The sequence below is a fragment of the Ammoniphilus soli genome (genome assembly GCF_040813775.1).
The window spans coordinates 25,950-47,160 of sequence record NZ_JBEGDL010000038.1 but is presented as its reverse complement, the minus strand read 5'-3'; the positions used below and the strand labels follow the sequence as shown (position 1 = coordinate 47,160).

General features: G+C 38.9%; 20 protein-coding genes and 1 pseudogene. 12 read left to right on the top strand and 9 right to left on the bottom strand.

Translation table 11 applies throughout. The annotated features are described in order from the left end of the window. Positions 1-665 precede the first annotated feature (665 nt). The 4 genes from glmM to ABLT31_RS32805 all read left to right on the top strand — a co-directional run bounded on the left by glmM (position 666) and on the right by ABLT31_RS32805 (position 5,945). Positions 666-2,027: a phosphoglucosamine mutase gene (gene glmM, locus ABLT31_RS32820; protein WP_367759662.1), complete on the top strand. Its 1,362-nt coding sequence runs from the start codon at positions 666-668 to the stop codon at positions 2,025-2,027. A 472-nt stretch (positions 2,028-2,499) separates the two neighbouring features. Next, positions 2,500-2,850 carry a hypothetical protein gene (locus ABLT31_RS32815; RefSeq protein ID WP_367759660.1) on the top strand — a complete coding sequence of 117 codons (351 nt, stop codon included), beginning with the start codon at positions 2,500-2,502 and terminating at the stop codon, positions 2,848-2,850. A 367-nt stretch (positions 2,851-3,217) separates the two neighbouring features. After that, a complete protein-coding gene (locus ABLT31_RS32810; protein ID WP_367759658.1) occupies positions 3,218-3,373 on the top strand; it encodes a hypothetical protein in 156 nt (51 codons plus the stop codon). 922 nt (positions 3,374-4,295) lie between these two features. Then, a complete protein-coding gene (locus ABLT31_RS32805; RefSeq protein ID WP_367759656.1) occupies positions 4,296-5,945 on the top strand; it encodes a glycerol-3-phosphate dehydrogenase/oxidase in 1,650 nt (549 codons plus the stop codon). 68 nt (positions 5,946-6,013) lie between these two features. Here the strand turns inward: ABLT31_RS32805 and ABLT31_RS32800 are convergent. The 6 genes and pseudogenes from ABLT31_RS32800 to ABLT31_RS32775 all read right to left on the bottom strand — a co-directional run. Next, positions 6,014-6,478: pseudogene (locus ABLT31_RS32800) on the bottom strand (asparaginase domain-containing protein); the annotation flags it as partial. Positions 6,479-6,801: 323 nt separating this feature from the next. Next, positions 6,802-7,203, bottom strand: coding sequence for a CBO0543 family protein (locus ABLT31_RS32795; protein ID WP_367759668.1), 402 nt, complete (start codon positions 7,201-7,203; stop codon positions 6,802-6,804). A 404-nt stretch (positions 7,204-7,607) separates the two neighbouring features. After that, the gene (locus ABLT31_RS32790; RefSeq protein WP_367759655.1) at positions 7,608-8,888 is read right to left on the bottom strand and encodes a LysM peptidoglycan-binding domain-containing protein; all 1,281 of its coding nucleotides are present in this window, start codon (positions 8,886-8,888) and stop codon (positions 7,608-7,610) included. Positions 8,889-10,227: 1,339 nt separating this feature from the next. Further along, positions 10,228-10,647: a CBO0543 family protein gene (locus ABLT31_RS32785; RefSeq protein ID WP_367759666.1), complete on the bottom strand. Its 420-nt coding sequence runs from the start codon at positions 10,645-10,647 to the stop codon at positions 10,228-10,230. Continuing rightward, positions 10,628-10,771: a hypothetical protein gene (locus tag ABLT31_RS32780; RefSeq protein WP_367759670.1), complete on the bottom strand. Its 144-nt coding sequence runs from the start codon at positions 10,769-10,771 to the stop codon at positions 10,628-10,630. Before ABLT31_RS32780 ends, ABLT31_RS32785 begins: the two co-directional genes overlap by 20 nt. A gap of 180 nt (positions 10,772-10,951) precedes the next feature. Then, positions 10,952-11,140 carry a hypothetical protein gene (locus tag ABLT31_RS32775; RefSeq protein ID WP_367759653.1) on the bottom strand — a complete coding sequence of 63 codons (189 nt, stop codon included), beginning with the start codon at positions 11,138-11,140 and terminating at the stop codon, positions 10,952-10,954. Between the two features lie 181 nt (positions 11,141-11,321). On the opposite strand from ABLT31_RS32775, the gene ABLT31_RS32770 reads away from it, so the two are divergent. After that, entirely contained in the window at positions 11,322-11,864 is a 543-nt protein-coding gene (locus ABLT31_RS32770) for a hypothetical protein (protein ID WP_367759651.1), read from the top strand. Between the two features lie 52 nt (positions 11,865-11,916). Further along, positions 11,917-12,171 (top strand): hypothetical protein, encoded by a 255-nt coding sequence (locus ABLT31_RS32765; protein WP_367759649.1) that lies wholly within the window; start codon positions 11,917-11,919, stop codon positions 12,169-12,171. A gap of 289 nt (positions 12,172-12,460) precedes the next feature. Here ABLT31_RS32765 and ABLT31_RS32760 read toward each other — a convergent pair whose 3' ends face one another. Further along, the gene (locus ABLT31_RS32760; RefSeq protein WP_367759647.1) at positions 12,461-12,631 is read right to left on the bottom strand and encodes a hypothetical protein; all 171 of its coding nucleotides are present in this window, start codon (positions 12,629-12,631) and stop codon (positions 12,461-12,463) included. A 407-nt stretch (positions 12,632-13,038) separates the two neighbouring features. On the opposite strand from ABLT31_RS32760, the gene ABLT31_RS32755 reads away from it, so the two are divergent. After that, the gene (locus ABLT31_RS32755) at positions 13,039-13,569 is read left to right on the top strand and encodes a CBO0543 family protein (RefSeq protein WP_367759645.1); all 531 of its coding nucleotides are present in this window, start codon (positions 13,039-13,041) and stop codon (positions 13,567-13,569) included. 592 nt (positions 13,570-14,161) lie between these two features. On the opposite strand, the gene ABLT31_RS32750 is transcribed toward ABLT31_RS32755, so the two are convergent. Then, a complete protein-coding gene (locus ABLT31_RS32750) occupies positions 14,162-14,317 on the bottom strand; it encodes a DUF3973 domain-containing protein (protein ID WP_367759643.1) in 156 nt (51 codons plus the stop codon). 878 nt (positions 14,318-15,195) lie between these two features. Continuing rightward, positions 15,196-15,765 (bottom strand): hypothetical protein, encoded by a 570-nt coding sequence (locus ABLT31_RS32745; RefSeq protein ID WP_367759641.1) that lies wholly within the window; start codon positions 15,763-15,765, stop codon positions 15,196-15,198. Positions 15,766-16,766: 1,001 nt separating this feature from the next. Here ABLT31_RS32745 and ABLT31_RS32740 point away from each other — a divergent pair. The 5 genes from ABLT31_RS32740 to ABLT31_RS32720 all read left to right on the top strand — a co-directional run bounded on the left by ABLT31_RS32740 (position 16,767) and on the right by ABLT31_RS32720 (position 21,172). After that, the gene (locus tag ABLT31_RS32740) at positions 16,767-17,423 is read left to right on the top strand and encodes a phosphatase PAP2 family protein (RefSeq protein ID WP_367759640.1); all 657 of its coding nucleotides are present in this window, start codon (positions 16,767-16,769) and stop codon (positions 17,421-17,423) included. An 84-nt stretch (positions 17,424-17,507) separates the two neighbouring features. Then, positions 17,508-18,188 carry a serine/threonine protein kinase gene (locus tag ABLT31_RS32735; RefSeq protein WP_367759664.1) on the top strand — a complete coding sequence of 227 codons (681 nt, stop codon included), beginning with the start codon at positions 17,508-17,510 and terminating at the stop codon, positions 18,186-18,188. 586 nt (positions 18,189-18,774) lie between these two features. After that, complete coding sequence (locus ABLT31_RS32730; RefSeq protein WP_367759636.1) at positions 18,775-19,287, top strand: DinB family protein; 513 nt, start codon at positions 18,775-18,777, stop codon at positions 19,285-19,287. A 315-nt stretch (positions 19,288-19,602) separates the two neighbouring features. Continuing rightward, positions 19,603-20,022, top strand: a complete 420-nt coding sequence (locus tag ABLT31_RS32725; RefSeq protein ID WP_367759634.1) for a DUF1036 domain-containing protein — start codon at positions 19,603-19,605, stop codon at positions 20,020-20,022. A 637-nt stretch (positions 20,023-20,659) separates the two neighbouring features. After that, positions 20,660-21,172: a DUF1036 domain-containing protein gene (locus ABLT31_RS32720; RefSeq protein ID WP_367759632.1), complete on the top strand. Its 513-nt coding sequence runs from the start codon at positions 20,660-20,662 to the stop codon at positions 21,170-21,172. The last annotated feature ends 39 nt before the right edge of the window (positions 21,173-21,211 follow it).

Genomic DNA, 21,211 nt, shown 5'->3' with positions numbered 1-21,211 from the left:
AATTATATGCCTATTAACCTTTAAGTTGCCTGTCTAAAAAATATTTTACCATGGGCAACTTTTTTTATGAAGGAAAAAATTAGATTAAAGTGAAATCGCTTTTTTAAACCTAACAGGTAGAAATCATATTAGTTTAAAAAATAATCAATTTTAGTCCTTAAATTATCATATTTTTATCATTTTTTTATGATGTAATTGAGATCATTGACATATAGCCAACAAATCAAGTTGAGGTCTAAAATGTTTGCGCAAGGTTATTAACAATTTCAGCGTTATTAGATGGTTCGTTAAGAGAATAGTACATGAAGATCGGGAGGGTTCATGTTAATGAACATACTTTTTCGTTTTAGTTGCCGAGGCTGCGGAAAGGAGAAGCTTACTGATTCTGTATTATTAAAATGTTGCAATCAACTGATGGAAAACATTGGTTATGTCTTTGTAACTGACCAAGAACTGCGCAGATTAATAAATCAACATTAATGGAAAGTATAGCCTATGATAGACACAACACCAAGCTAGTATGGCCGATGTGGATGATGGGCTTTAGCTCAGAAAAGTGGTCAGTCCCTCACCCTTCTAAAGTTTAAAGCGTGAAAATAAATGAGGTATAGAGAAGTGGGGCTTAACTAGCTTGACAGTAATAGATTGATAGGAGAAGAGAAAAAATGGGCAAATATTTTGGAACAGATGGAGTAAGAGGCGTAGCCAACAAAGGGTTAACTCCAGAACTAGCATTTAAATTAGGGCGATGTGGAGGATTTGTTCTTACTAAGAATAAACAGGATAAACGTCCGAAGGTGATTATTGGTCGAGATACGCGTATATCTGGACATATGTTAGAAGTATCCTTAACAGCGGGGTTACTTTCTATCGGTGTGGACGTCATACGAGTAGAAGTTATATCCACACCAGGTGTTGCTTTTTTGACTCGTTCATTAGATGCTGATGCAGGAGTGATGATTTCGGCCTCTCATAATCCATTTCAAGATAACGGAATCAAGTTTTTTGGTGGGGATGGATTGAAGCTTTCGGATGAAATGGAAGCTGAAATTGAGACATTAATGGATGCAGAAGAGGATCAGCTTCCTCGTCCAGTTGCAGCTGCCGTTGGTACGGTTACGGATTATCGTGAAGGTGGACAGAAATATCTTTCTTATCTGAAGACAACGGTCAAGAATACTTTTCATGGTTTGAAAGTCGTATTGGATTGTGCAAATGGCGCAGCCTATGCTCTTGCTCCTCAGCTTTTGCGTGATTTAGGAGCGGAGACCATAGTTTTTGCTCATCAACCGGATGGTTTAAATATCAACGAGGGGTGTGGATCTACTCATCCCGAAAACCTACAGAAGGTAGTGGTTGAGCAGAAGGCAGATTTAGGACTGGCTTTTGATGGGGATGCGGATCGTCTGATAGCCGTAGATGAGCAGGGGAATATCGTCGACGGGGATCAGATCCTATTTATCCTGGCTGCCGCCATGTCTAAAGATCGTCGTCTAAAGCACAATACCGTCGTCTCTACAGTCATGAGTAATATAGGCTTCTTTAAGGCTTTGCAAACCAACGGACTAGAAGCAAAGCAAACCAAGGTAGGAGACCGCTTTGTCATGGAGGAAATGATGAGCGGAGGATATAACCTGGGTGGCGAGCAATCCGGTCATATTATTATGCTAGACTATAATACCACAGGGGATGGCATGTTATCCGCAATCCAGTTGTTGGATGTCATCAAGACGGAAGGGAAGTCATTGTCCCAACTCGCCTCTCAGATGCGAAAATATCCCCAACTCTTAGTTAACGTACGAGTGGAAGATAAAACGGGATGGGATACCAATGAAACCATTCAAGCAGCCATCCGCTCTGTTGAAGAAAAACTAGGGGATAGTGGGAGAGTCCTCGTCCGTGCCTCGGGAACCGAATCTCTTATCCGCGTCATGAGCGAAGGCCCCAACGAAGATGACCTCAAGCAATATGTAAATGGCATCGCCGACGTCATCAAACAAGAGCTTACACCTGGTGTTTTAGTATAGAGTGTCTGTGTTTTATGTCCTAGTGTTATTTGGGTACAGATCGTCGAAATGGAAGAAAGGACAGAAAGAATGCCCTTCATTCATTGAGTTAACTTTTTTGGCTGATATGGCATCGAAACGAGTTTCTCTACGTTTCAGACAATAACCATTGTTGTCCCCGACCTCGACCACTCCCATATGATGTAGGATATGTGTGTCTGACCTGCGTCTTTAAAATTTAAGCTATAATCAAGGCCTGATCCCATCCCTGCTTGGATGAAGATCAGGCCCTTTTCTATTCTAACGACTAAAGCTAACATTTTCCCCGGGGTCAGACCAAGACTCTGTAGTTAAACGAAGTTAAATTTCATTTTTCCTAAGGCTCTTTAAACTTGATAAAAAATGTGTGTCCTCCTAGGATATTAGCCGTTTCTATATATCTATACTTTTCATTTTATATTAATAGATTAATAGACAAGGGAGTGAACAACTGATGTCCAAAAAATACTCAACTGGCCCGATTGAAAACGAAGGGGCTCCTGGAACTACAATCGCTCAAACTATATTTGTCAAGGTCTACAATGATGGTGACGACAGAGCCAGAGTTAGGATTAAGGTTTATGCCTTAAATGGTGAAAAAGATCGGATCGCTAAAGAAACCATCAACGTAAGAGGGGAATCATCGGGATTTGTTGTAGTCGATGTATCCAATGCTTTTCAATATGTTGTTGAATTTAAAGTAGAGAGAGGAAAAGATGTTGAGCTCAGCGTATTTCCAAAGGATGCAAACAATAGCCTCATCGCTGCCCAAAGGGTATTACACTCCGAACTAAAGAGAGTATAAGAAATGAAGGTAATGACAGAAGGGCGTTATAGGAGTGCAAATCATGAGCATTAAAATTAATTGGAAGAAATAGAGGTCTTTCATCTCCTCCTGGCATACACCACTCTAGAGCTTGCCTTGGCAGGCTTATTTTTTTGCATAAAGATATCCTGCTCACATAGACGGTGGGGATTTTTAGTATTGGTATACGTCCTTCCGATCATAAATTATTTGTTGATGGAGGAGGATAGGAATCGAATAAGCAAAATTACCACTCTTGTTCGACATCATCGCTTTGCACCGATTCAAACCACTTGGGAATCCAAAAAGAAAGTGAATATTTTTTGCATTAACCCAGCAAACTATATTTTATAAAAATAAATTGGAGGTGTTTTCCATTTTAGAGAACGCTCAGGCTGATAAAGTCAACACAAGCGTAATGCTTGGTCTTGCTGAATCTTTAAAGATTATTGAACAAGCAAAAACATTGGATGAAGCGAAACAAAAAATTTTAAATTTAATGCATAAAATAGAACAAAAATAAAGGGTGGGAATACCACTCTTTATTGATGCCTTGAAACTGGCAGTACGCTAAAGTTAACGTGGCAAAGCCCGAGAAAAAAGGCAACACTACCAACGCTTTGTAGAAGAGTAGAGTGTCTGTCACCAACCGGAAAGCATCTTTTTTTAGTAAGAACCTGACAGGTTTGCCAAAATTCTATTGAAATCACCTTTTGGGAGTTAATCTGACTTTACTGTACATCATCCCTTTTTTCTTTAATTTATTTACTGCCTTGTATGGTAATTTTTTATTCATGCCTAAATCTCCTCATTTTCGGATTTAGCAAACTTATTACTCCTTTATTCCTATGCTAGCCCATCAAAAGGGTATAGATGAATGCCTACTATATCCCGGAATTAAAGTTGGCTTTTTGGGAAGTGGAGTGGATGTTTGCTATCCCGAGGAAGGAGATTGCTGGAAAAAAATAAGACCTCCCTTGAGCCTGCAAGCCGGGAGGTTTACTTCATTTGGTCTTCTGGAGCAAAAGGACAGAATTTCAAGAGATAATCGGGGTCATCCGCTTTTTCTATCTAAATCCCCGTCAACGGGGCAGTAATCCTTCCATAATTGAGCTCTAGCCTTTCGGATATTAAGCGGGTATAAAATTTTAGTTCCTTGAGATATTTAGTGACCGAGATAGCGCAACGAGGAGTGGCTATGTGGCTGCTCCTCTTTTTGTTGCTCAATACGATTTGATGCAGGACGGTGCTTCCCTCTTGAATAGTTCCGAATACATTGATTCCCCATATTTGCGACGATAGGCAGATCTTTTATTTAGAGGGAAAAATCCGCTATTAGCAGTCTCTTTAGTCCCTGGCGAATTTCCTAACAATTTTTGTATCATTTGGCGCCTCTTTTTTGCGTATAAGGAAAGTAAAGCTTTGTGAATGGAGGCGAAAATGGAGTGTTATCTTTTTCACTGAAGAATCGGGAGAAGGACCTAAAAAGACTGCATCAAGAGGAATGGGATCTCCTTGTTATCGGTGGCGGAATAATAGGAGCCGGAATCGCATGGGATGCAGCGCTTCGCGGACTGAAAGTGGGTTTGGTGGAAAAAAAGGATTTTGGCTGGGGAACAAGCGGCGGATCCGCCAAACTCATTCATGGCGGACTGCGTTACTTAAAACAAGGGCAACTTCGGCTACTCCATGATGTTGGTAAGGAAAGAGCTATTTTGCATAAATTAGCCCCTCATTTAGTCCATCCCATTCATATGATGTTGCCCCTTTATCGCGGCGGTTCCCTTGGAGAATTCTCCACCTCCCTCGGTTTGTGGATATATGATCGATTAGCAGGCGTTAAAAAAGAAGAAAGGCGGCAGATGCTGTCATGTGAAGAAACTCAGCATCTCGAACCCATGTTTCAAGCCAAAAATCTTCTTGGAAGTGGATATTATGTGGAATATATAACAAACGATGCGAGATTAACATTAGATGTTATTCGTTCAGCGTATACTGCAGGTGCAGTTTGTTTGAATTACACCCAAGCGTTGAGTTTTCATTATGAAGAAAACTGTGTAAATGGTGTCATCGTAAAAGATCTAGCTGGAATCAAAAGATTGGTTAAAGCAAAGAAAATCGTGAATGCTGCAGGGCCTTGGGCAGATCAGCTTTGGGAGATCAACAAATCAAGGAGAGGAAAAAAACAGTGGCTCATAAAAGATGTTCACATCGCAGTCAAGCTTGAAAAAATTCCGATTAAACAACCGCTTTATTTTGATACACAAGACGGTAGAATGATATTCGCTATACCGCGTGACACCATTGTTTATATCGGAGCAACGGATACCCTATACAGTGACTATACGGATCACCCTACGGTTTCAAGAGAGGATTCCCGGTATCTTCTCCAAGCGATACAGAAGGTTTTCCCTCGGGTGAAGCTTCAATCGTCGGACATTATATCCAGCTGGGCGGGGGTACGTCCTTTCACTCAGTCACGAAAAGATCAAATACTTATCGCGTCATCAGGCTTAATTACAATAGCAGGTGGAAGGTTGGCCGAATTTCGTAAAATGGCTCAAAAGGTGGTCGACCTTATATGCAGGCAGCTTCATGTTGAGGAAAATCTATCATACGGTCCTTGCATCACCGAGCTGTCGCCAATCATGGGCGGAGGGGCTGACGGAGGTGAGGGATATGCCGAGTGGAAAAAAGAATGGCTGGATCGAGTTGCGAAAGCAGGGCTTCCTGCTCACCAGGCAGAGGAATGGATTGCTGCCTACGGTATGTCTGCAGAAAATATTATTGAAGAACTGGGCATTCGTCTAAATCCCCAACGGAAGATCAGTGAAGTGGAAGCCTATGAGGCGGTTTTGCAATACAGCTGGGAACAGGAAATGATCTGCAGGGCGGATGATCTTTTCATTCGCAGAACAGGGTTTCTTTTCTCTCAACCGAATCGATTTCTGCAGCTGCTTGATCAAACGATACAATTTCTAGCAGAAAAACAAGGATGGACGGCTATAGAAAAAGAAAAAGAAGGAGAGAGACTCATTCAGCTCTACCATGAGGCAACCTTAAATAGACTAACCCTCGGAAGGTCCTATGAGTAATCAAAGGGCCTACATTTCGTAGAAAACAACGTTATGGAATTGCTGGGGTGGGAATAGTGAAATTTTAGTTAAATTTCTATTAAGATTATGCTAAATACTAGAGAAATCAGAGATTGAGAGGGTGATAGAGACCAATGGGGTCTGACCCCTGTAGAAATTTTCCCTGCAACAATGATACCTTTAGCGCCTGCGTTTATAGCCGCATCATAGAAGTAACCTCCAACGCCCGGATATTCATAAATGATATCTACTTGCGGCAACGATTCAATCTTAGATATGTCAAACACGGATTGGGTAGTATGTGTCTTTAAAGGTTCATAATGGCATTGAATTCGGTTTCCTGTAATTTGCCCCATATATCCTTGTTCTGCTGATTTAAATGTATCTACTGACGTTGTATTTGTCTTAGAAACATAACGAGCTGATGAGATACGGTCGTTCAATACAACCATAACCTCTTTTCCTTTTGCTTTCGGATGCCCTGCAACACTTACTGCATTATATAAATTGAATGGACCATCTGCGCTCATGGCCGAAGGAGGGCGGTTTTTCCTCTAAGGGGAGGCGGTGTAGGATTTGTCGAGCTGAGAAGAAGAGTAGCGGAATATAGGAGTTAGTTAAAGGACTAAATAAAAACTATGCTGAAGGGGTGGACCTTTTTCAGCGAGCCGGGAGATCCATCAATCTAGCAGGCGCTGCCAAAAAACATTACCTTTGATATCAAAAGAACGGCTATTTCTCATATGGTTGTAACTGGGAGCATTAAGATGTTTAAAAAGACCTCCATGTATGGCAGAAACTTCAATAAATCTTTATTTCAAAATAAAAAAATGAGGCAAAAAAAGGCACCCGGTAATTACGTCAGCCTTTTCGGAAGGTTCCGGACACCTGAGATAAAATGTAAATGCCACCGAATAAAGAGGAATGTAAGTATATAAATTATTGTAGAATACCAAAGTTTCCAACCGTTATATACTAGAAAATCAATTTTTACAGCGAACCATTCGTAGAAAGTAGAAAATGCTACCCAATATATAAAATACTTTATAAATTGATTCCGATTTTTAGGCATAAAGTTGGCAAAGATAATTCCAAATGATGGCGCAAGCATGATCTCGATGATTACATCAGTCATTTGCATTCCGGGCTCCTCGAAGTGCAGGAGGGTAATTTCACCCGTATGTCCAATGAGTGAGTCCACCGTGATGGATAATGCAGAAAGAAGGGGCCACGTAATGTATATTTCAAGCGGTATCATTCTTTTGGGCATGAACCAAATGATCATGATATTGATCAGTAGGGTTAATAATGGGAACCAGACCATAAAGACTCCTTTTAATGGATTTCGTATGGAAGAGGTTTTTACTTATTTTTCCATTTGAGGGTTGATTTATCCGTGCGTGTCACAGCTCGGGATTTTTTTCGATGGTGAAGTGAAAGGCCTGATCCCATCCATATCAGATGAAGATCAGGCCTTTTTCTGCTTATCGGGTTTCCGCCACTCTATGTTTCCTTCCATCCATGGATCGCTTTGGTCATCTCGGCGATCGAGTCGGTCAAGTTATCCATCTTGTTTCCCACCTTTGTGAGCAAGTACCAGGAAACAAAAATGTTCAGATTTGGCTCGAAACGGAGGTTAAAGAAGAAATAATTCGACAGGTGTCACCTGTCGAATTTGACAACCTCAAAGTTATCTTCCAGGACCAGCCAATTTTGTGGAAATGGATTTCCGAGTACCCAATAGCTAACGCCGCGCAGATTATACTGTTTCACGGTATCGAATTTGGCCTGTACGCTACGCGCATCCTCAAACCATACCTCATGCTCTCGTCCTTGTTCGTCGTAGTAATGGAAGAATGGAGACTGGGCGGCTTGGTCATACTGTATGGCAGCGTTGTATCGAATGGCCCGGCTTACAGCTTCCTGCGGGCTAATGTTCAGTGCCCACGGGCCCCCCTGGACATAAGGAAGAGTCCAGTCATAGCCATATAGCGGCATGCCCATCATGATTTTCCTGCTGGGGATCACGGAGACAGCATAGTCTAATACCTTTCGTACCTGATTAATCGGTGCAACGGCCATCGGTGGACCACCTGACCATCCCCATTCATACGTCATAAGGACAACAAAATCAAGTACTTCTCCATGGACCGGATAATCATGGGCTTCGTACAGACGGCCTTTTTGACCGGCATAGAGCTTCGGCGCCAAGGCGCTGGAGATGAGGAAGCCCTCCGATTGCAATCTCGAAGCCGCGCGGCGAATGAACTGATTGTAAAGTTCACGGTCATCCTCAAAAACATACTCGAAATCGATATTTAGCCCGATATACCCTTTATTCCGCATCGTATTTAAGATGTTATCGGTCAATCGGTCCTGAATCTCGGTGCTGGCCAGAATGGCATGGGCTAATTCTGAACGGAACATGCCTTCCTCAAAGTTTGTGATGGTCATTAAGGGTGCCACCCGTTCTGCCCTTGCTGTCTGTAGGACCTCTGTATCTTTTAAATCCTGTATGCTTCCGTCACGCCGCACTTGATAACTGAATGGGCTCAAGTAGGTCAGATGCTTGCCAACTTCCCTGACAAGCTGCTGCCCGGTACCAAACATTTTTTCCACATAGGCATTCACTTCGACCGGTGGTTTAGCTTTTGGTGGGAGGGTCAAGCGCAGACCAGGGAAAATGAGCGAAGGGTTGGGAATCCCGTTCGCCTGAACAATAGCCTGGACGGTGGTCCCGTACTTGCGGGCGATCACCCATAAGCTTTCTCCGGGCTGCACAACATGAAAGCGGTCAGGCATCGGGATAACCAACGCCTGGCCGACAGCCAAGCGATTAGGATCCGGAAGCTCGTTTGCCGCTGCGATTTGGGTATGAGGAACGCCATAGCGGCGAGACAGCAGCCAAAGCGTTTCTCCGTGTTGGACCACATGGATTTGCATGGAATGCCTCCTTATTTCATCTCTTGGTTATTCCTATTCCACAGGAGCCCAGTTCGTTTTAGGCGAATACCCAAATTCCAACTCTCTGCTTTTGATCGAAGACGCTAAAGCTACACTTTAGCTCAGCAAAGGGGTCAGTCCCTCACTTTGCTAAAGTGTAAAGTGAAAAAGCAAATACTTTCATAAATCAAGGCCTGATCCCATCCACGTTCGGATGAGAATCAGGCCTTTTGCTATTTTCGGTTTCCTTTCGACAAGTGCCTGTCACCTGTCGATTATGCTTGGGGTTTCCGCCACTCTATGTTTCCTTTCATCCATGGATCGCTATCGTTATCTCGGCGATCGAGGCGGTCAAGTTATCCATCTTGTTTCCACCCTTGTGAGGTTTTGTTTTTTCTTTGTTTTTGTATAAATAAGCCGAGATTGTTACTAGTCACTCCCATCACCTCCCTATTTTTAAATTTAATAAAGTTAGGAAAGGACAGCCTTCACGTGAAGTACTACTAATCGGTCTCTTCTCCATGTCTTCCACAAAATTGTGGCTAACCAAGGCTTGATTTTATCCCGGATGGGTGATATCAGGCTTATTTTTCTAACGGAGACCAAGATTTCTTCGTGTTTTTTCATTGTGAGAGTGGATGAGCTGCTTTGGGGTTTAGTATGTTTTAAAAATTGGAGGATTGACTTAAAAATGTAAGCCTTGTGTCATAGAGTACCTTCCACACAGAAGGCCTACAATCCAATTTCTCTCGAAATAGAAGAAAAATTTCTCGAAACATGGGTGTAATCTCTCGATCATCTCTCGAAACGGCCCTATCTTGTTAAAATACTAGACATACAACACCGTAATCTCAGAATTTGGAGAACTAGACTATTCGTGGTAAATAGGAAAGATCATGTTGATGTATTGACCCAGCTCTTATGTATTTCTCTACTGCTTAGAAATTATTAAGGCCTAATCAATCCCTGTTTAGATGAGATGATCTCCTGATTATCTTTTCGGAATACAGAAATTGGTTAGCTCGAGTAATAAACCCGAACGAATAGAGCTTTCCAAAACTAAATTTAAAAAAACATTAATAGAGTGGTTATAAAATGGTCATCTTTACTCTGTATAAATGTTATATAAAGTAGATGGAGGTAAGACTGTGAACCTAAAAAGTAAATGGCACGAGTTTTGGTTTCGGTATTATCGTCAAATTCTAGATGACTGTTTGGATGAGAGTGAAAAATACAAAATTCGAAAGAAAATTAAATATCATCAAGTTAGGCTAGAGGCATCCTGTTAGGGTGCTTTTTATTTTTAAACCAATTAACACTTTCAAACAAAAAATTCCTATTAATTCAAATTATTAATAGGAATTTTAAAGTAACTGATCACGAAAACAGAATAACCAAGACAGATCAACCATGCCCAAAGTGGTCTTGTATGATGGAGGCGTAAAGCAATGAACATGATGCACCAAAGTAAAAATGAAAAGCCAATATGCCAGCCATTGTGAAATGTTATCATCTTAGTCAACAAAAAGATATATTCAATTAAGGTCCACGTAAAGATCCAGAAAGAAATATAAGCGAACTGTTTAAGAAATCGTGATCTGTGAGGATATCGTGAGAGATAAAGCAAGACGATCAGCGGGAAGTTTGTAAATGCAATAAAAAAGTCAGCTATGGTATGGTTGGGGATCATAAACGTTTTTTTAAAATGCCATAACGAGTGCTCATAGGTAAGAATAGAGCTAAAAAAATCTAAACTTATTGTAAAAAGTATGGTTGGGTAGTATTTCTGCCAATTTCTCCAATCCCCAAAACGCCATGTTAAAAACAGGATCAATACCGTAACCACATATGGCAAACAAATACAAACCAATCGTTTTTAACATTAAAGGAGCCTCCAACGTAAATAACTTTAGTTATAGTATGTTGGCTTTTTTTCTTATATAAACCATTTCATAATACGACTGGTCTAACTAATTTGATGAACGTCGAGGGATTCATTTATTCATATACTGAGCATAGAAAAATATGTCCCCCAAAAATTGGGGGGACGGAAATTTTAATTATCATCTTTCAAGTTTCGGAATCTCTTCGTTCTGCTTAAGATGATCAGCCAGGAGATCTAAACTTTGGCTTTCAGCCAGGTCATCATAAGAAGTAATGTTACCTGATGCCTCTTGTTTTGCCTGTTGTATAGCTTTTTGTGCCGCCTGTAAAAATCTTTCTGCTTCTTCGATTTTATCACGATAGGACAAGGTCATACCCCCTTTTCGAGCTATTGTTGTTATCTTTACCTAATATTGCAGGGTTTATTGGATGGACACGAATGTTATTTTCTTTTTAAAAATAATCCTGAGTAAATGTTGTATATAAATGGTGGGTGAAATCCAAAATAACTCTTGTGCTGACGATACTGGCACAGAAAGGTGGATGTTTGTGATAACTAAACTTCCACAAGAGTATTGGCGCAGGAACATTTATGAACGTGAAGTTGCAGCAGCGAAAACAAGGGAGGAATATGAAATGGCCAAGAATGCAGAAAAAGTCGCAGAAGCAGTAGCAAAAGAGGAAATTGCAGAAGAGTTAGCCCCATTACGAAACCAATTAACTCAGATGCAACACACTTTAGGCCAGCTTAATTCAGTGAACCAAATGGGGACTCAACAATGGCAGCAAAATCAACAGGGACAACAGCAAATCATGCAAGAAATGAGGGAATTTGCAAACCAAGTACAAAGACAGCAGCAGCAAACTTTCCAGCAATTACAACAAACGGTTCAACAGGCAGCCCAAATGTTGAACCAAGCAAGTCAATCGGTTCAATCTGTTCAAATGCTGAATCAAATGAATCAAATGATTTCCCAGTCACAACAGCAATTACAACAAATGAACCAGCAACAACAAGGTCAACAACAGATGAACCAGCAACTACAAGCTCAACAACAGATGAACCAGCAAAATCAACAACAACTTCAGTAAAAGATATAAGGATTCACGTTTTTCTAGAGAAATTTAAAGGAGGTAGAGTTAGGTGGATGAAATTACTGAGAGAGTAACCAAAGCGGCTGCTAGAAAAGCAGCGGATATTGAAGCAGCCCAAGAATTAGCTTCATTCAAAAGTCAGGTAAACCAGTTGGAACAACAAATTAATTCTGCACAAAGACAACAAAATCAACAACAGCAGGGGCAAATGATGATAGGACAGCAAGGTCAACAGTTTGCACAATCAAACGGCCAGCAACAACAGCAACGTCAAATGGGACAACAGCAAATACCAAATCAATAGCGGTTATAATATTCTTTCCGATTTTAGTCCAACGATTCATATTCGTTGGGCTTTTAAAATTGTGATTCTAAATAACCTAACCAAATCCTATTCGATGTGATTTTAACCCAGCATTTTTCACAATGTTTTATTACTTGACGAAGGCTTTTCCTTAAGAGTACACAAAGAGGTGTGCTCTTTTATTTTCTAACCAAAACTAACTTTGGATTTGATTGAGCAAGAAAAAAAGGACGTTTTTTTTCGCGTCCCTATCTTTTAACAAGTGATTTATTTGGCTTTGTTCCTTATCTCAATATCCGTATGGTGCTCTATAAGAATAATAAGGATAAATGGGGAAGTATAGATAGTAGAAAGAAGGGGGAAGTGGAGAAAAATAAGGAAAAGGATATTGACGGGGAAGTGGGCGTGGATAAAATTGGCGCTCATCCGTTCCTTCGATGGATATTACTGAATCTTTCATTGATAGTGCCTCCTTGTTTTTGATAATATACTATATGCGGAGTAGGCAAGTGGTGTATAGACCGATGTCTCGATTCTATGGGAATTTAGTCTGATATTGGCAGGACATCAATTGGATCTGTCATCTTTGTACAGTATGGGGCTGGCGGAATAGAAAAAGGAATAAAAAATAACGGTTATGACAAGACCATTTCGAGGAGACGCTCGGATGGTCTTTTTATTTTCTAACCAAAACCAACTTTATTCGTAAAAGGTACCGAGCTAAATTTTTTACGAAGCATGACTTTGAAAAGTGTTATCCCAAATTAGGCAAACACGTTTGTGTATAGGTTGTATTTGGAAATAATATGCTATGTCTAAACTTGACCTTATTCGGAGACTAAACCAATGTTCTTTATAATATCTTTTATGATATCGTGGATTGTATGGCTTATTTTTGCTGACAAGAAACGATGGAGGGAATTGTTTCCTGTTAGTATTTTAGCTGGTTTTGCAGGGGCATTGTCGGATGTTTTGATGGAGAAATCAAAATTATGGATGTACTATACAAAGGGGAATGAAGAAGCTGGAATAATTGAAACGTTAGATGATCTAGGTATTTATGTTGTCGTTACCTATTTATTTATCCAATGGCTTCCCAAGAAGGAAACCTTTTGGAAAATGTTTGGTTATTGGCTAATTTGGACGACTATTGTAATTGTGATCGAATGGATATACGTTCAAACGGGTCATATGAAGCACCATAGCTGGTGGACGTTTTGGCATTCTTATATAGCTGATTGGTTTTTGTTTTTATTTTTTTATATGTACTATAAAACATTCAATTTAGAAATACAATCGCCGTATGTTAATAAAAGGAGGGTTAAGTCTTTGCCAAAAATAAATAATGCTTTTGAAGTCATTCCTTTTTTATTAAAAAAATTTTTTCGTTCTAAATAATGAGGAAGGAAAATGAAGTCCTGAATCCATAACATCCATTCTTCTCTCAATTTGAAGGACCCTATCGCGAATCTACGCGAAATGGTCTTTCGGCCGTTCCCAGGATCCCGTGGGATGCAGACGGCAACGGCCGGCACACCTCAGCAAACTATGTCTGAAAAGCCCTTATGGGGTAGGGGTGAAGTAGGATCCCTGGGGGATTTATTATATATCGGGAGGCTGTGTATGACATATGCGTAAGGATATACGCTAGTCAAGAGGGTTTAACCGTCTGACTAATGAGTTGAGGAAGGCGAGTGGGCAAGAGACAAAGAAAAAAAGTATTATATTTCCTATATAGAGGGATATGACGCTTGACATCCCTCTAAATTGATTAATATAATATGTATAAATATTGGAAAGTTTACTAATATGTAATTAGTTCGAAAATTACTTTTGGAAGGTGACAATATGACACCCATTTTTCATTGTATTGAAAGTGCTCATGATACAAAGTCCCTAATCCAACTTAAAGAGAAAATAAAAAACCAAGTTACAGACTCAAGTCTAACTTGGCAACAAAGAATTGAACTATACAAAAAAATCCAATTGATTAATGAGCGTATTCAACAGTTAACTTAGGATCAGTGGGAGTGCATAATCCAAGTGATATTTTTATGTTATTAATCAGGGTGTAGCCAGTTGAAAACACTTTATCCTCTACTCTTACTTCTCTGTGAATCTTCATGCATTTGACACAATAGTACATTACTCTTCAGTCCTGTTCACTTTTCCTATTAGCTTAAAATTCCGCCTCCATAATATTAACAGAATCTGACATGAATTTACATACTATTTAAAAAGTTTTTTAATTTGAATCTATTTTCATAGGGATAGGTCTTTTGTAGTGCATAACTGAACCATCGTTTAAGGTTTACCACTTGAATCTAACATTAATTTAGGGACAAAGTTTAATGGCTGATGTCCCTTTTTTGTTTAAAAAGAGTGAAGTAGTTCCATATTTTAAATGGTTACATATATGATAAATCAGTTTATAATATAAATGTAATAAATCAAAAACCCCCTATCTCAGCTATAAGTTGCAACTCCCCTGTTGCATATTAATGGATGTCGGTCTTTATGACTGACATCCTTTTTGTTTAATACATAGGATCATATTTCTTGCAAATTTATTGTAAGATTTCATAACGAACATTTATTCACGCATTATCCACAAGTTGAATTGTTAGTAATGTGGATAAAACGCTATTTCATCTTGAGACATTGGTTACTAAAACAAAGGAGAGTCTAATTTGACCCTCCTTAGAAACCGGTTGATGAGAGCAACTTGTTATGCATCTGGTGCATAGCGGATTTAAAGCAAGGTGGACGAAATTTAATCCTCCTTTGAAACAGGTCGTTCAGACCGACTTGTTTTAATGGTGGTTATACCATATCAGACCTGCTCTAGAAGGAGGCCACGCCTTTGCCAAGCGTACTATCCCCGAATGCCTGCTTTGCAAAGAGCGATTACTCAACTAAAGAGAGAAAGGTTTAATAAAGGAGATAGTAAACCTGCTCTCTTTAAAACATAGCTTGGAATATGGTAAAATGCCGACTAAAGAGTCGGCATTTTACACAATCTGTTTATTGAAAATTATTTTGTTGAGCTTGTGCAGTAGCTTGCGCTTGTTGGGCAGCTTGTTGAGCTTGTTGAGTTGCCTGCTGGGCTTGCTGGATTGCTTGTTGGAGTTGCTGTTGCTGTTGAGCGTTTACTTGTGCACCAAATTGAGTTTGAGCTTGTTGGAGCTGCTGTTGCGCTTGCTGTAATTGTTGCTGTGCTTGTTGGATTTGCTGTGGGTTAGCACTTGCTTGTGCTGCAGATAAAGATTGTTGAGCCTGCTGTGCAGATTGTATAGCCTGTTGAATTTGTTGTTGTTGTTGTGCCATTAAGAACACATCCTTCTTATAGAAAGTTTTTTGTCGAGTGAAAAACTCAACAGTAGTTATGATGTGTCGAATCCGCTCGGATATTACAATAATTTGATGAATATGCTTGAATATTTTTTTAAGAAAAAAGTACCTTAAAAGAAAAAGGGGGGTCTGTATGTCATTAAAAAACCAATGGTTAATCAATTTTGCAATGGTCTTATTTTCATGGCTGACACTTCCTTTATTGGGGAAACGTAACATAATGAGGTTTCTTCCAGCCTCCATATTTATCGTAATAATAGAAGGAATCCATGTTCAAATGGGAAAAAGGAGAAAATGGTGGGCGTTTTACAATAAACCTAATTCCTATATATCGGGGGAATTTCCTTTTAATATTGGCCCTCATCTAGTAGGATCTCTGTGGATACTTAAGTGGACCTACGGAAATTTCAAACGATTTATCTTACTCAATGCCATCGTAGACGCGTTTTTTTCTTTTCCGGTTACGAAATTCCTCAGAAAAATGAAAGTGGCAACTTTAATTAAGTTTAATGAATATCAGTTTTTTATTTACATTTTTTCAAAAGCGTTTTTACTGTACGGATTTCAATATCTTTTAGAAAATAAAAAGGAAATAATCCACTCCACCCATATTGACAAGAAAAATACCCTTCAGGAGACTACACTTCAAACTAATGAAGAAGAACCCTCCAATAACTAATTAGGACGTATATTGAACAAAAGGGGATCAATAGCGAAATAACAAAACCTGACCAAATTAACACCTTTCTATCTTTAAAAGAAGGATGGGTTACCATCCTTCTTTTGTAATGCTGGTTTAGCGAGGAAAGGTATTTCCTCAAAAAAACTGAGGAGGTCTTAGTAAAAAGATAGTGAAGATGACTGATTACCATAAGTATTTAAACCTAACCAAGGGATTCTCTTGATCTTGATGTAATAATTAAACTCTCTAACTGGAGTTTACTGTGAATTTTTGAAACTTTTCATTTACCTACCCGTAGATATTTAGAAAAGTTAAGGAGTGAGTATTCATGTTGAAAATAATTAAGTTGATTAAGAAATTGTTAGGAGGTAGTTCATCGTCAAATAAACATCATAAGTACAGCAGTAGTGATTACATGCACAAAAAGCACCGAAAATCACATCGCGGAAATCAGCATTCTTCTTATGGACACTCTCAATATAAGAGAAAACATTCCAGCATTTCAAGCAGTTAGGAAACTCGATCAGCTACTTTTGGGATTACCAGATAAGGAAGGAAAGTCATGATTTTTATTTTTTCAAAACAAAACGGTCGATTACTCTTGGGTTTCTTGCTTTGTGGAATATTATTTTCAGTTTTGGCCATAAATTATGATCATACCCCATTTATTTCCATTGATCATCATGTGGGAAGGACTTTATATAATTACTCAAACGATTTTTATTATTTTTTTCTTTTGATAACTTATCTAGGGTCCGGTTACTTTCTCTTTCCATTGTTAGGATTTTTGATAATTATCTTGTGTTACCAAAGACAATACACCATAGCTTTGATATTTTTGGTTAACTACTTAGGGGTACACGTTTTAAATGATTTACTGAAAGAATTTTTCGAAAGAGAAAGACCTTCTTTATATCATTTGGTTAGTGAAGATTCATATAGCTTTCCAAGTGGACATGCTATGAATTCTTTAGCTTTTTATGCCTTACTTGCTTATCACTTTTGTAAAAAACAGTATAATGAATCAGATTTATTAATTCCCCTGTGGTTATTCTCGGGCATTCTTATACTTCTCATTGGGACTAGCCGAATTTACCTTGGAGTCCATTACTTCACTGATATTATTGGAGGATATTTGTCTGGACTTACGTGGTTATTTATATCTATTTATTTATACAAGCGTGTTGAGAGAGGATCTTCACTAGTTATCCAAGGATAAAAGGGGAAAGTTGAAAAAGATCCGACAATAAGGTAAACAAGCGACGTTAAAGAACTATTAAAAGGAGAGAGGTTCATGCATTCTTTGGTACCGGATTGGAGGCTGGCCGAGCCTGCGCTTAAGCAAATCGAGGTTAGAGGGAGCAAAAAGAATGAACTTGTATCGATTACGGCTTATTCGGAGGGGTTTCGCTGTATTGGTATTGGAACGGATGCAGCCGTTTTCCTCTATGAACGGACACCAAGTTATGCTTTTAAAGTATACTCTAGCGAAGCGGCAAACAAGAAGGAAGTCGAGGAGAGTGTATATCTTCGATTGAAGGGCGCCAAATATTTTCCCCAGTATTATGGGAAAGGGGACAACTTTATTGTTCTAAGCCTAGAGCGGGGAGTTACCTTTTATGATTGCCTGATCCAGGGAATTTCCATTCCCAGACAAGCAATCCTTGATGTTGAAGAGGCGCGGGATTTTGTCCGTTTGCAAGGTTTAAATCCACGTGATATTCATTTGAAGAATATCCTTTTACAGGATGGCAGGGGCAAGGTAATTGATGTCTCCGAATATATGATGGAAGGCAATGATAACCGGTGGGAGCATCTCCTATGGGCCTACAATCATATCTATCCTTTGGTAGATGGGATGAATATACCGTCTTGGATGTTGGATACAATTAAGCATTGGTACAATCGGGTAGATAAGGCAAACTTCGCACTAGAGGAATTTTCTCAGCAAGCCATTCAGATTTTTATGGGAAAGCGGAAGTGAAATCGTATAGTTATTATTGGTGACCATTATGAGAGTATCTCAAATATGGTCTTTTTTTTTCTAACCAAAACTAACTTTGTTCAGCTAAAGGGAGGTTAGTGAAACAAGGAATTAATGAATATATCTGACCTGTTCATTTTTATGGTAAAATATAACAACAAAAAGGAGGTGCAGTTTTAATAAAAAAAGTATTTATAGGATTAACATCATTTATTGTTGTAGGCAGTATATTCTTATTAATTGGATATTTGTTTGATATTAATTTGTTAATGTTTAATTATTACGAAGAAACTTCAACAAGGATTGAAGTAGGAGGTTCAATACTTCCTTTTATTATCTGGATAATTTGTAGCTATTTTATCGGTAATTACTTTCAAAAAAGACAACATATTTATTAAACTAAAGGGTGCATTACTAGAACAACTGTAATGCTTTTTTCTTATTCAACTAACGAAGCAGGTTGGTTTAGGAAGGAAAATATGAACGAAAGCAGGATAGTAAAATAAAACTCAAAAAATACTTTTCATCGTGGAGAATATATAGAATAAGAACCTAGGTATTTACATTCTGTTGAAGGGAGAATTTTATGAGTAATTTAGTAAATGACAATCTGTATGAAACGAGAAATAACTTAGTAAAGGAGATTACTTCATTAAGTTATACTCAATTTAATGGTAGGCCTGGTATGAATAAGTGGAGTATAGCACAAGTTTGTCATCACTTAGTTTTAGTGGAACAGGCAACAATAAAGGCTATTGCATGGGGATTAAAAGAGGTTGATAATACTCAAAAAGAACGTAAAAACATTCATCTTATATTGGATCGAACGAAAAAGATTAAAGCTCCCAATATCGTTGAACCAGATGTAGAACCATTTGAAGTTCAGTCAATCATTGATTTGTTAAATGATTCGAGAAAAAAATTGCTGACTTTCCTTAGTACAATAGAGGATAAATCGATATTGGCGGAAAAATCAGTAAAGCATCCTGCCTTTGGTGAATTACCACTTGACCAATGGATTGAACAGATATATTTGCATGAAAAACGACACATAGAACAAATAAAAGAGATAAAATTACTTTTAGATGCGAGGCACTAAACTTATGGTTATCAACGGATTCCTGTTTAAGTAAAGGGGAAAATGGAATTTTAACTTTGTGAAATATTATACTTAAAGTAACGGGGCATTCCTTCAACAAGGGATGCTCTTTTCTTATTGAACGAACGGGCAGAATAGCGCAATAAGAAAAAGGGTATCCAAAGCAAGACTTGACGAGATGTTATGTCAACCTCACATGCTCACATGATAGGTAATAATATATTTTGAGACTCCACAGTTGTTGTCTATTTCCTTTCTTAATAATTTTCATATTATAAAACGTAAAATCAATATTTTAATAAAGGAGTGAAGACGATGGCTGTCTATGTACGCAACAGTACTGATGAAGTCGTCAGTGTTGCCATTGGTTTTCGTGATTCCAGTTGTGGAACAAAGGGTAAAGCCCCTTGGAGAAAGGCTGGTTGGTGGAATGTGAACCCCGGGGAGAGAAGACAGATTTTGACAGGGGATTCCGATGGTCGTCATTACTTTTTTTACGCTGAGGGAAAATTCGGAAGGCTGTGGAATGGGCCATACGGCACTTCTATCCCTAGGGATAGAAGTCCTTTCAATTGGTGTTGGGACTTAGCCTGCACGCCTGGGTGTAAGTCTGTAGGATTTAGGAGAACGCGAACAAGCAACGCGACTAACTTCACAATTACCCTTATACCGCGTAAAAAACTAAAAGCAGGAAAAGCTAAATTGGGTCAGAATCGCATGATACGATACAAGTGAGGAATTACAAATGATTCCTCAAGGTCATTGGATTGCTTATGAAGAAAATAAGCTTAACATGAGATAAGCCTCTTTTTGCTACATGTTTTTACTTATGACAATGGCATCTTTTTCGTATCCCGTTAAGTAACATAGAAAAGGTAGAAATATAAATAGAGTTTGTTTAAAACACTCTTTTTATATAACTAAACGGGATTCGATTGTTCGATAAGTTGGGCTGCGTTCGGTTTTTTATTCAGCTAAAGGGCAGTAATGCTCAATAACACCTCATTAAAGACAATACAATAAGACCACGTTTTCAATGGTCCTCATTCATTTTTATGTTTTTTGTAAATTTTACATGTAATTTCCAATGTTGGGATTCTTCTCAAATTTAACTCCTGTTAAAAGCAAGCATGCGCCAATGAATACTAGAATTTTCTAATTGCAAGTAGGGATAATACTTCAATTAATAAAGATTAATAGTTAAGGAGCCAATGTCGTGGCTCCTTTTCCCGTTGTTCAGCTATTGGGGATAGTTCGATAAATTGGGAGATTTAAATGGAATAATATTTTTTGACTTTCGTCTATTCCCCTTTTTCAAAATTTTCATACCATAATAGAGTAAGTTTGATATTTTAAAAAAGGAGTGACGACGATGGGGCTCATTTTTCGAAACAGAACCAATTCAACCGTGGATGTCGCCTACGCCTACTATGAGAGCAACTGCAGAAGTAAAGGTGGTGTCACCTATATTAAGACTGGCTGGTTCCCTGTGGGCCCTGGGCGGTCGAGGCAGGTTTGGAGCGGATGGGCCGGGGGTCGCACGTTCTTTTTCTACGCCGAGTCCGTGAAAGGAGTGACCTGGGGGGGGAATTATTTTACCCAGGTCCCTGATGATCCCTTCCGTTGGTGCTGGAACACAGGATGCAGTACCTGTACTAATGTAGGGTTTGGAAGGGTCGATGTAGGCACGTTCGACTTTAACCAGTATATCGATCTTACAGCGATACGTAGCCAAGCAAAACCTAAATCGGGTAATATCCTCGTGGCAGTACCTACAAAACTAAAAGAAGTAAAACCTAAATGGGGTAAGATCCGCATGCCGTTGAAGCTAAAAAATGGAAATCCTGTTGGTAAACCGGAAGCAAAACTTAGAAAACTGAAATAAAAGTATTATAAAAAATTGCTAGAAATAAAAAATGAAGTG

Coding starts and splice junctions, on each gene's coding strand:
- glmM (WP_367759662.1), top strand. CDS start 666: ATGGGCAAATATTTTGGAACAGATGGAGTAAGAGGCGTAGCCAACAAA.
- ABLT31_RS32815 (WP_367759660.1), top strand. CDS start 2,500: ATGTCCAAAAAATACTCAACTGGCCCGATTGAAAACGAAGGGGCTCCT.
- ABLT31_RS32795 (WP_367759668.1), bottom strand. CDS start 7,203: ATGATACCGCTTGAAATATACATTACGTGGCCCCTTCTTTCTGCATTA.
- ABLT31_RS32790 (WP_367759655.1), bottom strand. CDS start 8,888: ATGCAAATCCATGTGGTCCAACACGGAGAAACGCTTTGGCTGCTGTCT.
- ABLT31_RS32780 (WP_367759670.1), bottom strand. CDS start 10,771: ATGTTAAAAACGATTGGTTTGTATTTGTTTGCCATATGTGGTTACGGT.
- ABLT31_RS32760 (WP_367759647.1), bottom strand. CDS start 12,631: ATGAAAGATTCAGTAATATCCATCGAAGGAACGGATGAGCGCCAATTT.
- ABLT31_RS32755 (WP_367759645.1), top strand. CDS start 13,039: ATGATATCGTGGATTGTATGGCTTATTTTTGCTGACAAGAAACGATGG.
- ABLT31_RS32750 (WP_367759643.1), bottom strand. CDS start 14,317: ATGTACTATTGTGTCAAATGCATGAAGATTCACAGAGAAGTAAGAGTA.
- ABLT31_RS32745 (WP_367759641.1), bottom strand. CDS start 15,765: ATGGAGGCTGGAAGAAACCTCATTATGTTACGTTTCCCCAATAAAGGA.
- ABLT31_RS32740 (WP_367759640.1), top strand. CDS start 16,767: ATGATTTTTATTTTTTCAAAACAAAACGGTCGATTACTCTTGGGTTTC.
- ABLT31_RS32730 (WP_367759636.1), top strand. CDS start 18,775: ATGAGTAATTTAGTAAATGACAATCTGTATGAAACGAGAAATAACTTA.
- ABLT31_RS32725 (WP_367759634.1), top strand. CDS start 19,603: ATGGCTGTCTATGTACGCAACAGTACTGATGAAGTCGTCAGTGTTGCC.
- ABLT31_RS32720 (WP_367759632.1), top strand. CDS start 20,660: ATGGGGCTCATTTTTCGAAACAGAACCAATTCAACCGTGGATGTCGCC.